Annotated in this window: 13 protein-coding genes; 7 read left to right on the top strand and 6 right to left on the bottom strand. The window is 71.9% G+C overall.

The features are described 5' to 3' along the window. Positions 1–68: 68 nt before the first annotated feature. A complete protein-coding gene (locus J1792_RS10575; protein WP_086567398.1) occupies positions 69–347 on the bottom strand; it encodes a GlsB/YeaQ/YmgE family stress response membrane protein in 279 nt (92 codons plus the stop codon). A 222-nt stretch (positions 348–569) separates the two neighbouring features. On the opposite strand from J1792_RS10575, the gene J1792_RS10570 reads away from it, so the two are divergent. Together J1792_RS10570 and J1792_RS10565 are read left to right on the top strand one after the other, a co-directional pair. Next, entirely contained in the window at positions 570–944 is a 375-nt protein-coding gene (locus J1792_RS10570) for a DUF3099 domain-containing protein (protein ID WP_086567400.1), read from the top strand. Between the two features lie 205 nt (positions 945–1,149). Further along, on the top strand, positions 1,150–1,371 hold the full coding sequence (locus J1792_RS10565) for a hypothetical protein (protein WP_086567401.1): 222 nt from the start codon (positions 1,150–1,152) through the stop codon (positions 1,369–1,371). A gap of 74 nt (positions 1,372–1,445) precedes the next feature. Here the strand turns inward: J1792_RS10565 and moaA are convergent, their stop codons facing one another. The 3 genes from moaA to J1792_RS10550 all read right to left on the bottom strand — a co-directional run bounded on the left by moaA (position 1,446) and on the right by J1792_RS10550 (position 4,586). Next, entirely contained in the window at positions 1,446–2,435 is a 990-nt protein-coding gene (gene moaA / locus J1792_RS10560; RefSeq protein WP_207247153.1) for a GTP 3',8-cyclase MoaA, read from the bottom strand. Positions 2,436–2,550: 115 nt separating this feature from the next. After that, positions 2,551–4,200: a monocarboxylic acid transporter gene (locus tag J1792_RS10555; protein ID WP_086567405.1), complete on the bottom strand. Its 1,650-nt coding sequence runs from the start codon at positions 4,198–4,200 to the stop codon at positions 2,551–2,553. Further along, positions 4,197–4,586, bottom strand: coding sequence for a DUF485 domain-containing protein (locus J1792_RS10550; protein WP_179198792.1), 390 nt, complete (start codon positions 4,584–4,586; stop codon positions 4,197–4,199). The genes J1792_RS10555 and J1792_RS10550 overlap by 4 nt, the downstream gene beginning before the upstream one ends. A 224-nt stretch (positions 4,587–4,810) precedes the next feature. On the opposite strand from J1792_RS10550, the gene J1792_RS35025 reads away from it, so the two are divergent. Both J1792_RS35025 and J1792_RS10540 read left to right on the top strand, forming a co-directional pair. Then, positions 4,811–4,945 carry a hypothetical protein gene (locus tag J1792_RS35025; protein ID WP_278186247.1) on the top strand — a complete coding sequence of 45 codons (135 nt, stop codon included), beginning with the start codon at positions 4,811–4,813 and terminating at the stop codon, positions 4,943–4,945. Between the two features lie 248 nt (positions 4,946–5,193). Then, positions 5,194–6,750, top strand: a complete 1,557-nt coding sequence (locus tag J1792_RS10540) for a S8 family serine peptidase (protein WP_086567410.1) — start codon at positions 5,194–5,196, stop codon at positions 6,748–6,750. On the opposite strand, the gene J1792_RS10535 is transcribed toward J1792_RS10540, so the two are convergent. Both J1792_RS10535 and J1792_RS10530 read right to left on the bottom strand, forming a co-directional pair. Then, entirely contained in the window at positions 6,711–7,472 is a 762-nt protein-coding gene (locus tag J1792_RS10535) for a lysoplasmalogenase (RefSeq protein WP_242705069.1), read from the bottom strand. The two genes, J1792_RS10540 and J1792_RS10535, sit on opposite strands and share 40 nt — an antisense overlap. Next, complete coding sequence (locus J1792_RS10530) at positions 7,469–8,365, bottom strand: sterol desaturase family protein (protein WP_086567412.1); 897 nt, start codon at positions 8,363–8,365, stop codon at positions 7,469–7,471. Before J1792_RS10530 ends, J1792_RS10535 begins: the two co-directional genes overlap by 4 nt. A gap of 337 nt (positions 8,366–8,702) precedes the next feature. On the opposite strand from J1792_RS10530, the gene J1792_RS10525 reads away from it, so the two are divergent. The 3 genes from J1792_RS10525 to J1792_RS10515 all read left to right on the top strand — a co-directional run bounded on the left by J1792_RS10525 (position 8,703) and on the right by J1792_RS10515 (position 12,465). Continuing rightward, positions 8,703–9,698, top strand: a complete 996-nt coding sequence (locus tag J1792_RS10525) for a DEDDh family exonuclease (RefSeq protein WP_086567414.1) — start codon at positions 8,703–8,705, stop codon at positions 9,696–9,698. A gap of 65 nt (positions 9,699–9,763) precedes the next feature. Continuing rightward, positions 9,764–10,639: an SURF1 family cytochrome oxidase biogenesis protein gene (locus tag J1792_RS10520; protein ID WP_207247151.1), complete on the top strand. Its 876-nt coding sequence runs from the start codon at positions 9,764–9,766 to the stop codon at positions 10,637–10,639. A 29-nt stretch (positions 10,640–10,668) separates the two neighbouring features. After that, on the top strand, positions 10,669–12,465 hold the full coding sequence (locus J1792_RS10515) for a glycoside hydrolase family 15 protein (RefSeq protein WP_086567417.1): 1,797 nt from the start codon (positions 10,669–10,671) through the stop codon (positions 12,463–12,465). Positions 12,466–12,469: the final 4 nt, after the last annotated feature.

The raw sequence follows: 12,469 nt of genomic DNA, 5'->3' as shown, positions 1-12,469 counted from the left end.
GAGGCGGCCGGTGCGCGCATCGCGCACCGGCCGCCTCGTTTCGCGACCGCCTCATGGGATGGCGTGGGTCAGCCGACGCGGTGCTTCTTGCCCCGGGTGGCCACCCACAGCCGGTTGCCGAGGGCGACCATGATGATCGCGCCGATGAGCTGCAGCGCGTGCCGGATCCAGTCGATGCCCTTGGTGTGCTCGACGCCCAGCGCGCCGGCGGCCCAGTTGCCGAGCAGGCTGCCGGCCAGGCCGCAGAGGAGCGTGAGCCAGAGCGGGATCTGCTGCTTGCCCGGGATGATCGCCTTGGCGATCAGGCCCAGGACCAGGCCGACGATGATTGCCCACAGCCAGTCCATGCCGCCTCCTCGTTCTTGGCGATGTGGCGTGCTCCGCCATTGTGGGTCGGCCGCTCCTACGGCGCACGCCGGAGTCGTCCGTACGCCGTGAGCGCACGTCGGGCGCCTTCGGGCAAGCCACCGGGTGGACGACCCGGTCTCGTCCGGGGACCGGGCGCGGCGTAACGTGGGATGCGTAGAAGCCCGAGGGGCGTCGGCGCGGCAGTCGGGTGGTGGAACGTGATGCGGAAGCTGGGCGGTAACGAGGTCTTCCGGATCACCGGAGCCCGTCAGGGCCTGGCGGAGGACGTCCGCGGGCGGCAGCGACGCTATGTGATCTCCATGGGCATCCGCACGCTCTCGGTGGTGCTGACCGTGATCCTGTGGAACATCGAGCGCTACGTGGCGGTGGGCACCCTGATCCTGGGCGCGGCGCTGCCGTACGTGGCCGTCGTGATAGCCAACGCGGGCCGGGAGAACGCCCCTTCACTGCCGGGTACGTTCGTTCCGGCGCCCACCAGGCCGGTGCTGACGGCGGGCTCCCCGGCGGCCGGGGCGGAATCCGTCCCGGAAGCCGATCGCTCCCCCGGACCTGATCAAGGACCCGACAAGCAGTGAGCCTCCGCTTCCGGGCGGATGCCTCACGAGCGGTGTGACAAGCTCAAGAAAACCTCAGATCAATCATGTGGATCGGTGCCCCCGGCCGGGCCCCCCGTGACATACTTCGTAGGCGCTCCGCATCCCCCGTCGGAGCGACAGACCGACGCCGGGCGGCTCCCCCCGTGGCTGCCCGGCGTCGCCGTGTCCACGTAAGGTTTACGGTGTGAACTCCCCCGAAACCGCCGTGATCTGCTCCGCCAAGGGCTGCCGTGCCGCAGCGGTGTGGGTGCTCGCGTGGAACAACCCCAAGCTGCACACGCCCGAGCGGCGCAAGACGTGGCTCGCGTGCGACGAACACCGTGAGCACCTGTCCAACTTCCTGGCGCTGCGCGGTTTCCTCAAGGACGTGGTGACGCTCGAGGAGTGGGAGAACCGCAGCGGCTGACAGCCGGTGCGTGGCCCGCGGACCTCAGCCGCCGATCATCGATACGCGGCTCGCCACCGATCGCCGATACGGGCTCAGCCGCCGATCGCCGACATGGGCCGGCTCGGCTGGAGGAAGGCGGGGTCGTCCAGGCCCGAGCCGGCCTTCTTGCCCCACATGGCCGTCCGCCACAGGTCCGCGATCTCCTCGTCCGGCGCGCCCGCGCGGAGCGCGCCGCGCAGGTCGGACTCCTCGCGGGCGAAGAGGCAGGTGCGCACCTGGCCGTCCGCCGTCAGCCGGGTGCGGTCGCACGCCCCGCAGAAGGGCCGGGTGACCGAGCCGATGACGCCGACGCGCCCGGGGCCGCCGTCGACGAGCCAGCGCTCGGCGGGGGCGGAGCCGCGGGCGGCGTCGCCCTCGGGGGTGAGGGCGAAGCGGGTGCGCAGGCTCGCCAGGATCTCATCGGCGGTGATCATGCCGTCGCGCGTCCAGCCGTGCTGGGCGTCGAGCGGCATCTGCTCGATGAAGCGCAGTTCGTAGTCGTTCTCCAGCGCCCAGGCGAGCAGGTCCGGCGCCTCGTCGTCGTTGTGGCCGGGCATCAGCACGGCGTTGACCTTCACGGGGGTCAGCCCGGCGGCGCGGGCGGCGGCCAGGCCGTCGAGGACGTCCTGGTGGCGCCTGCGGCGGGTGAGGGTGGCGAAGACGTCGGGGCGCAGGGTGTCGAGGGAGACGTTGACCCGGTCCAGGCCCGCGGCCTTGAGGGCGCCGGCGGTGCGGGCCAGGCCGATGCCGTTGGTGGTCAGCGACAGCCGGGGGCGGGGGGCGAGGGCGGCGCAGCGCTCGACGATGGAGACCAGGCCGGGGCGCAGCAGGGGTTCTCCGCCGGTGAAGCGGACCTCGGTGACGCCGAGGGAGGTGACGGCGACGGAGACGAGGCGGACGATCTCGTCGTCGGTGAGCAGGTCGGGCTTGGCGAGCCAGGCGAGGCCCTCTTCGGGCATGCAGTAGGTGCAGCGGAGGTTGCACCGGTCGGTCAGGGAGACGCGCAGGTCCGTGGCGACGCGCCCGTAGGTGTCGATGAGCACGGTGTGGGCCCCTCCCGCGGACTGGAACAGTCGTTCAATAACTCCGCAGCGTACGCGATCGCCCGGACCTTCAACACTTCGTTGAAGGCCCGGGCGACGGGTCGTCCGCGAGGGGTCAGTGCGCGCCGTAGCCGGTGAGGGAGCGGACCTCGAGTTCGGCGTACTTGCGCTCCTGGTCCGGCGCGGGACGGGACAGCAGCGACCCGGCCCAGCCGAGCAGGAAACCGAGCGGGATGGAGACCAGCCCGGGGTTGCCGAGCGGGAAGTAGTCGAAGGCGAGGCCCGGGAAGAGCGCCTTGGGGTTGCCGGAGACCACGGGCGAGAGGATCACGAGGGTGACCGAGGAGATCAGCCCGCCGTAGATCGACCACAGCGCGCCCTGGGTGGTGAAGCGCTTCCAGAAGAGGCTGTAGAGGATCGTGGGGAGGTTGGCCGAGGCCGCGACGGCGAAGGCGAGGGCCACCAGGGCGGCGGCGTTGAGCCGGTGGGCGAAGATGCCCAGCGCGATGGAGATCGCGCCGATGACGACGGCGGCGATCTTGGCGGTGAGGATCTCCTCCTTCTCACTCGTCTTCCCGCGCCGGATGACGTTGGCCCACAGGTCGTGGGCGAAGGACGCGGAGGAGGCGAGGGTCAGGCCCGCGACCACGGCGAGGATGGTGGCGAAGGCGACGGCCGAGATCACGGCGAGCAGAATCGCTCCGCCGGTGGATCCGGCGCCGCCGCCGACCTCCTGGGCGAGCAGCGGGGCCGCGGTGTTGCCGGACTCGTTGGAGGCCGTGATCGCCTTGGGCCCGACCAGGGCCGCCGCCCCGAAGCCGAGGGCGATGGTCATCAGGTAGAAGGCGCCGATGATGCCGATCGCCCAGTTGACCGACTTACGGGCGGCCTGGGCGGTGGGCACCGTGTAGAAGCGGATCAGGATGTGCGGCAGTCCGGCGGTGCCCAGGACGAGCGCCAGGCCGAGCGAGACGAAGTTGAGCTTGGAGGTTCCGTCCTTGCCGTACTGCAGGCCGGGCTCCAGGAACGCGCCGCCCTTGCCGCTCGCCTCGGCGGCGCGGCCCAGGAGCGTGGAGAGGTTCCAGTGGAACTTGTTGAGCACCAGCACGGTGATCAGCAGGGTGCCCGCGATGAGCAGCACCGCCTTGACGATCTGCACCCAGGTGGTGCCCTTCATCCCGCCGATGGTCACGTAGAGCACCATCACCAGGCCGACCAGGGCGATGATCCAGCGCCGCGACCCCTCGCCGGTGGCGCCCAGCAGCAGGGCCACCAGGGCGCCGGCGCCGACCATCTGGGCGAGCAGGTAGAAGATCGAGACGACGATGGTGGAGGTGCCGGCGGCGGTGCGCACGGGCCGCTGGCGGAGGCGGTGGGCGAGCACGTCGGCCATGGTGAAGCGGCCGGAGTTGCGCAGCGGCTCGGCGACGAGCAGCAGCGCCACCAGCCAGGCGACCAGGAAGCCGATGGAGTACAGGAATCCGTCGTACCCGAAGAGGGAGATGGCCCCGGCGATCCCGAGGAAGGACGCGGCGGACATGTAGTCGCCGGAGATGGCCAGGCCGTTCTGGAAACCGGTGAACGAGCGGCCGCCGGCGTAGAAGTCGGTGGCGTCCTTCGTCTGCCGGCCGGCCCAGACCGTGATGCCCAGGGTGATGGCGACGAAGACCGAGAACAGGGTGATGATCAGAGTGCGGTGCTCGCCGGCGCCCCCGGCGGCCAGCGGATGCGCCGTGGCGCTCAGCAAGGTGGTGCTGGTGCTCATTCCCCCGCCTCCATACGGGCCTTGAGGGCCTCGGCCTTCGGATCGATCTTCGCCGCGGCGTGCCGCGCGTACCACCAGGCGATCAGGAAGGTGGTGAGGAACTGCGCCAGCCCGAACACCAACGCGATGTTGATGTTGCCGGCCACCTTGGTGTCCATGAAGCCGCCCGCGTAGTTGGACAGCAGCACGTAGAGCAGGTACCAGGCGATGAACGCCACGGTGAGCGGGAAGGCGAAGGAGCGGTGCGCGCGGCGCAGTTCGCCGAACTCCTCGCTGTTCCGTACGTCCGTGAAACGGTCGGGCTGTGCGGGGACGGCGGGACGAACGGGCTCGTCCGGGCCCTTGGCTGTGGTCGGTGGGGTGCCCACGGCCTCTTCTGAGTCCACGGTCTCTCCTGACGGGTGAATACGGAGCGCGAGCCGAGCCTGTGACTGGGATCACGCATCGTAGAGCGACACCGCAGTATGCGACAGGGGGCGGTTCACCGAATGTCGCAGCGGCCGCCGCCCCGGGCAAAACCGCCCGCCGCCGCCCTCGTTGACCTGGTGTGAGCGCTGCCCCACCTCCCGACCGGTCCCCCGGCGACCGACGCCCGTTCGGGAGCGTCAGGTTGACGGCGCCGGTGCCGGCCGTCGGCACCGGCCGTCCGCCCGCGATCGTGGCGCCGGGCCGCTGGTACGGGCCCCGGGTGCCACTGGCGCCGCTGAGCATCGACACCCTGCGCGGCGGGGGCACTTCGCCCTGAGACCTGCCTTCAGATCTGCCTTGAGATTCACCTTGAGATTCGCCCTGAAATTTACCCCGAAAGCAGCGTTCCGCAGGGGGCGCAAGACCCCCCAACTGCCCACATCTGGCGCGGAATAATTCCTTCCGATGTGATTTCCGGGTGAATTCATTGCCCAGGGCCATGATCGGCGCTAGCTTCACTCGTCATGTACCCGCCCACGCGCGCCCATGCGCCCGGGCGGACTTCCTGGATGATGTGGAGAACCCATGGCTCAGCTGCGTCCCAGACGCCGGCACGCCCTGCTGGCGGCCCCCGTCGGGCTGGCGCTCACCGCCTCGCTCGGCTTCCTGCCCGGTGCGGCCTCGGCCGCCCCGCAGGACGTCACCGCCGTGCGGGCGGCCACCACCACCGACGGTCCGCTGCTGTCGTACGTGGTCAACACCGCGACCGACCGCGCCACTCTGACCAAGGTGAAGAAGGCCGTCAAGCAGGCCGGCGGCACCGTCGTGGTCTCCTACGACAAGATCGGCGTCGTCGTCGCGCACTCCAAGAACCCGGAGTTCGCCAAGGCCCTGCGCGCGGTCCCCGGCGTGCAGTCCGCCGGCGCCACCCGCACCGCCCCGCTGAAGGCGGCGGCCACCACCCAGTACGGCAAGCCGGAGAAGCTGAAGCTCTCGAAGGAGGGCGCCAAGTCCCTCGCCGCGCGCTCGGCCGCCACCGGCAAGGAGCCGCTCGAGGGCCTGCAGTGGGACCTGCCCGCCATCGGCGCCGACAAGGCCGCCAAGGTCAACCCGGGCAGCAAGAACGTCACCGTCGCCGTCATCGACACCGGCGTGGACGACACCCACCCCGACCTGGCGCCCAACTTCGCCGCGAACCAGTCCGCCAGCTGCGTCTCCGGCAAGGCCGACACCACGCCCGGCGCGTGGCGTCCCTTCGACCCGAAGACCGACTACCACGGCACGCACGTGGCCGGGACCATCGCCGCGGCCCGCAACGGCGTCGGCGTGGCCGGTGTCGCCCCTGGCGTGAAGGTCTCCGGCATCAAGGTCAGCACGCCCAAGGACAGCTTCTTCTACGCCGAGAGCGTCGTCTGCGCCTTCGTCTTCGCCGCCGACCACGGCGCCTCGGTGACGAACAACAGCTACTACGTCGACCCGTGGCTGTTCAACTGCCCGGACAACCCCGACCAGAAGGCGATAGCCGACGCGGTCGGCCGGGCCGCGCAGTACGCCCAGGGCAAGGGCGTCGTCAACGTCGCCTCCGCGGGCAACGACAACTTCGACCTGGCCGCCGACAAGATCGTCGACACCGGCAGCCCGAACGACACCGGCTCCAAGCCGCCGGCCCGTACGGTCGACCCCAAGGTCTGCCTCGACGTCCCGGCCCAGCTGCCCGGCGTCGTCACCGTCTCGGCCACCGGCGTGAAGTCGGCCAAGTCGTTCTACTCCAACTACGGCCTGAAGGCCGTCGACGTCGCGGCCCCCGGCGGCGACACCATGCAGGTGCCCGACGCCCCGGCCAAGGAGGGTGGCATCCTCTCCACCATGCCGGGCGGCGACTGGGCCTACCTGCAGGGCACGTCCATGGCCGGACCGCACGTGGCGGGCGTGGCGGCGCTGCTGAAGAGCACCCACCCCAAGTCCAGCCCGCAGGAGATCCAGTGGCTCCTGAAGGCCCAGGCCAAGAACCCCGGCTGCCCGACCGCGTCGTACGACCCGGACGGCACCGGTAAGTGGAAGGCCGCCTGCACCGGCAACAAGAACGTCAACAGCTTCTACGGCTACGGCATCGTCGACGCCCTGTCGGCGGTCCAGGACTGACGTCCGCGACGAGCGGCGAAGGGGCCGGGCGGCTTCCGCCCGGCCCCTTTCGTCTGCTCTTCCCCCGTCCGCAGGTGGGTCAGCAGCCCGTGCGCCACCAGGTACTGCGCGGCGATGTACGTGAGCATGATCCAGAACTGGGGTGCCGGCGCCTGCGGCCAGCCGGCCAGGCCGCCGGCGATGAGCGTGTCCGACAGCAGGAACAGCACCCCGCCCGCCGCGGCCCACGGCCCCACCCTCGTCGCGCCCAGCGCCATCACGGTCAGCAGCAGGCTGTAGAGCGCGACGGGCACCCTCAGATCCGCCTCCAGGCCGGCCCACAGCAGCGCCAGGACGGAGACCCAGACCGCGGCGTAGGCGGCCGTGAGGCGGTACGTACGGGCCGCGCCGGCGCCGTGCCGGGTGAACGCGGCGCCGTGCCGGGCGAACAGCACGAGGTAGCACACGTGCCCGACGGCGAAGGAGCCCATTCCCACCAGGAAGAGGGCCTCCCGGCCGGTCTGCAGCAGGGTGTCGCCCCCGCACCCGAAGAGCAGGCCCACCACGAGCAGCCGCGGGCCGCCGCGCGCCAGGACGTACGCCGCCAGCAGCGGCATCAGGGCCGGCTTGGTGATGTGCACGGCGGTCGTGGCACCGGCCAGGAGCGCACCCAGGTGCACGGCCGCCACCACGGCCAGGGCGGCGGCGGTCGCGGCCGGCGCGGCCGCGCGGGCCCCTCTCACGCGGCCCGCCCGCTCGTGGCGGCGGCCGGGGCGGCCGGGGCCTCCCCGCGCGGCGGGGAGACCGACGGCGGCTGCCAGCCCGGGCCGCGGAAGACCCGCCCGGCCCGCTCCCGCCAGGTGCGCGCCGCCCTGACGTCGCGGGCGATGGCCGCGTACTCGTGGGTGGCCACGCGCAGCGGGTTGTAGGTGTCGATGTTCTTCGTCAGCCCGTAGACCGGGCGCTCCCCCTCGGGGACGAACGAGCCGAACATCCGGTCCCAGACGATGAGGATGCCGCCGAAGTTGCGGTCCAGGTAGCCGCCCTGCGAGGCGTGGTGGACGCGGTGGTGGGAGGCGGTGTTCAGGACGTACTCCACGGGCCGGGGCAGTGTGCCGACCCGCTCGGTGTGCACCCAGAACTGGTAGACGAGGTTGACCGACGAGCAGAAGGCCACCGCCGCCGGGTGCACGCCGAGCGCGATCATCGGCACGTAGAACGGCCAGACCGTCAGCGACGTCCACGGCTGGCGCAGGGCCGTCGTCAGGTTGAACTTGCGGCTGGAGTGGTGCACCACGTGGCAGGCCCACAGGACCCTGACGACGTGGTGGCCGCGGTGCGACCAGTAGTAGAAGAAGTCCTGCGCGAGGAGCATCAGCGGCAGCGTCCACCACAGGACGGGCACGCGCAGGGGGGTGAGTTCGTAGACGGCCGTGTAGATCGCCACGATCGGGATCTTCCAGAGCGCGTCGAAGAGGAGGCTGCCCAGCCCCATGCCGATGCTGGTCGCCGCGTCCTTGGCCTCGTAGCCCTCGGAGCGGTCGTCGGGGTGCAGCCGGTAGCTCACCAACTCCAGGGCGGTGAGCAGGATGAAGGCGGGTACGGACCACAACACGACATCGGGAAGGTGCGGCATGGCGGCACCATAAGCGGGCCGACAGGCCTGCCGCTAGGGGTTGTTACCCTCGGGTACCAAAGATCGTTACCCCGGGTTCGGTGGTGACACCACCCACAGCGGTCGCGGGCCCGCGTCCCGGTGGCCGCCGGGCCTCGCTGGCGGCCGCGCGTCGTGGACCGGCGTCCACCGTCCGGGTGACAGAGGCCGGGGACGCGACGCGTCGGCACGCGGCGGCGCGGGCCGTTCCGAGGGGGGGGCCGTACGCACGGATCTGGCTTGATCCACCCCGTCCGGATCCGTCCGGTCCCCGGCCGGATTGCGGCGTTGTCAGCGGGGGCCCTTAAGCTCTTGGACCATGCTCGAAGACCGCACCGACGCCGCATCGCCCACCCCGTGGCCGGCCGCGTATCCGCAGGGATACGCGGTCGTCGACGTGGAGACCACCGGGCTCGCCCGGGATGACCGGATAGTGTCGGCCGCCGTCTACCAGCTGGACGCCCGCGGCCGGGTGGAGGACCAGTGGTACACGCTGGTCAATCCCCAGCGGGATCCCGGCCCGGTGTGGATCCACGGGCTGACCTCCGAGGTCCTCGCCGACGCTCCGCTCTTCCCGGAGATCGCCGAGGAGTTCGCCAAGCGCCTGGACGGGCGGGTGCTCGTCGCGCACAACGCCGCCTTCGACTGGTCGATGATCGCCCGTGAGTACGCCCGCGCCCGGGCGACCGCCCCGGTGCGCCAGCGGCTGTGCACCATCGCGCTGTCGAAGGAGCTGCGGCTGCCGCTGCCCAACCACAAGCTGGAGTCGCTCGCCGCGCACTACGGCGTCGTGCAGCAGCGCGCCCACCACGCGCTGGACGACGCCCGGGTGCTGGCCGAGGCCTTCCGGCCGAGCCTGCGGCTGGCGGCCGAGGCGGGGATCCGGCTGCCGCTGCTGGCCTGCCAGCCGCTGACCGAGTGGTCCGACGGGCCGGCGGCCCCGGCCCGCCCGGCCAGGGTCGGATATCAGCCGTCCTACCGGTCCGGGACCTGGCGGCCCAGCCGCAAGCGCCCGGCCTGCCCGTACCCCAACCCGGGGCGCTACGCACCGGGCGGCCAGCTCACGCAGGGCATGCGGGTGGCGTTCTCGGGCGACACCTCCGTCGACCGGGAGCTGCTGGAGGACCGGGCGGTCGAGGCGGGGCTACACGTGGCCACGAGCGTCTCGCGGCTGACCAGCCTGCTGGTCACCAACGATCCGGAGGCGCCCACCTCCAAGACCGCCAAGGCCCGCTCGTTCGGGACGCCGGTGGTCGACGAGGCAGCCTTCATACAGCTGTTGTCGCATGTGACTCCGGCGACAAAAGAGGCATAAAGCGACATAGCCCACCGGTGGCACCCGGCCGCCGGGGGGCGAACCCCACCAGGTACCGTCAAAGCGTGTACCGCTTCCTGCTGTCCCGGCAGTGGGTGATCACCACACTCGTGGCGCTCGCCCTCATCCCGGCGATGATCCAACTGGGCTTCTGGCAGCTGCATCGCCACGAGCACCGGGTAGCGCGGAACGATCAGATCGCCCGGAGCCTGGCCGCCGACCCCGTGCCCGTGACCGAGCTCACCGGGCCCGGGCGCACGGTGGCGCGCGACGACGTCTGGCGCACGGTCACCGCAAGCGGTACGTACGACCCCAAGGGCGAGGTCGTGGTGCGGATGCGCACCGACGACGACGGCAACCAGGGCTACTTCGTCCTCACGCCGCTGGTCATGACGGACGGCCGGGCCGTCCTGGTCAACCGTGGCTGGGTCCCGGCGAACGGCGACCTGACCAAGTTCCCCGACGTGCCCGCCGCCCCGGCCGGCAAGGTCACCGTCACCGGCCGGCTCAGGGCCGACGAGACCACGGCCAGCGGCATCAAGAACACCTCGGGCCTGCCACCGCGCCAGGTGATGCTCATCAGCAGCGAGCAGCGCGCCGGGGAGCTGCACCGCACCCTGCTCGGCGGCTACGTCGAACTCACCTCCCCCGCCGGGAAGAACCAGCCGCGGCCGCTGTCCGCCCCCGACCACAGCGGCATCGGCCCGCACATGGCCTACGCCGTGCAGTGGTGGCTGTTCTCCGCCTTCGTGCCCGTCGGCTGGTTCATCCTGGTCCGCCGCGAGCGCCGCGACCGCGCCGAGGCGGCGGCGGAGGCGGAGGCGGCGGCCGAGGCTGAGGCGGAGGCCACTGCGGAGGGCGGCGACGGGCGCGCGCCCGAGTCCGGCAGTGCTCCCGAGGACGCCGCCGGCGTCGCCCGGACAGCCTCCGGCCCCGAGTAGTCGCCGCCCCGTCAGGGAAGACGCCCCGCGTGGCACTCATCGAGGACTACGCACTCATCGGCGATCTGCAGACCGGCGCCCTGGTCGGCCGCGACGGCTCCGTCGACTGGCTGTGCCTGCCCCGCTTCGACTCCCCCGCCTGTTTCGCCGCGCTCCTGGGCGACGAGGACAACGGCCACTGGCGGCTCGCCCCCGCCGGGGCCGGCGCCTGCACCCGGCGCGCCTACCTCGAGGACTCCCTGGTCCTCGAATCCGTGTGGGAGACCGACGACGGCACCGTCAAGGTCACCGACTTCATGCCCCAGCGCGACCGCGCCCCCGACCTCGTACGCATCGTCGAGGGCGTCAGCGGCAGCGTGGAGATGCGGAGCGTGCTGCGGCTGCGCTTCGACTACGGCGCCATCGTCCCGTGGATACGGCGCAGCGACGGCCACCGCGTCGCCGTCGCCGGGCCCGACTCGGTCTGGCTGCGCAGCGAGCCGCCCGTACGCACCTACGGGGAGGACTTCAGCACCCGCTCGGAGTTCACCGTCGAGGCCGGCGAGACGGTCGCCTTCGTCCTCACCTGGCACCCCTCCCACGAGGCCCGCCCCCGGCTCGTCGACCCGCACGAGTCGCTGCGGCACAGCCTGGAGGACTGGCGGGAGTGGGCCGAGCGCTGCCGCTACCGGGGGCCGCACCGGGAGGCCGTCGTCCGCTCGCTGATCACCCTCAAGGCCCTCACCTACGCCCCCACCGGCGGCATCGTCGCCGCCCCCACCACCTCCCTGCCCGAGGAGATCGGCGGCGTCCGCAACTGGGACTACCGCTACTGCTGGCTGCGGGACTCCACCCTCACCCTGAACTCCCTGTTCGCCCTGGGCTACGAGGACGAGGCCGCCGCCTGGCGGGACTGGCTGCTGCGCGCCGTCGCCGGCGACCCCGGCGACCTGCAGACGATATACGGGCTGGCGGGCGAGCGGCGGCTGCCCGAGCGGGAGCTGTCCTGGCTGCCGGGATACGAGCGGTCCACCCCGGTGCGCACCGGCAACGAGGCGGTCGGCCAGCTGCAGCTCGACGTCTACGGCGAGGTCATCGACTCCCTGTACGCGGCCCGCGGCGGCGGCCTCGGCGGCGGGCGGCCGCACGCCTGGAACATCCAGCGCTGCTTCCTGGACTTCCTCAAGGACCACTGGCGCGAGCCGGACGAGGGCCTGTGGGAGATCCGCGGCCCGCGCCGGCACTTCGTGCACTCCAAGGTCATGGCCTGGGTGGCCGCCGACCGGGCGGTGCGCACCCTGGAGCAGGACCCGCGCCTGCCCGGCGACCTCGAGGGCTGGCGGGCGATGCGCGACGAGGTCCACCGCGAGGTCTGCGAGAAGGGCTACGACAAGGAGCGCAACACCTTCACCCAGTACTACGGATCGCGCGACCTGGACGCGGCCACCCTGCTCATCCCCCGCGTGGGCTTCCTGCCGCCCGACGACCCGCGCGTCGTCGGCACGGTCGACGCGGTGCGGCGGGAGCTGAGGCGCGACGGGTTGATCCGCCGCTACAGCCTGGACGACACCCCGGACGAGGCGCCCGTGGACGGGCTGCCGGGCGGCGAGGGCGCGTTCCTCGCCTGCTCGTTCTGGCTGGCCGACGCGCTGTGCATGACCGGGCGGGAGAAGGAGGCCCGGGAGATGTTCGAGCGGCTGCTCGCCGTCCGCAACGACCTCGGCCTGCTCGCCGAGGAGTACGACCCCCGGGCCGGCCGGCAGCTGGGGAACTTCCCCCAGGCCTTCAGCCACATCGGACTCGTGGGCACCGCCCTTCTCCTGGCCGGCGAGGACACGGCACACTAACCCT

It is taken from the genome of Streptomyces triculaminicus (assembly GCF_017349075.1).
Taxonomy (GTDB): domain Bacteria; phylum Actinomycetota; class Actinomycetes; order Streptomycetales; family Streptomycetaceae; genus Streptomyces; species Streptomyces triculaminicus.
This window is presented reverse-complemented; position numbering and strand designations above follow the sequence as displayed.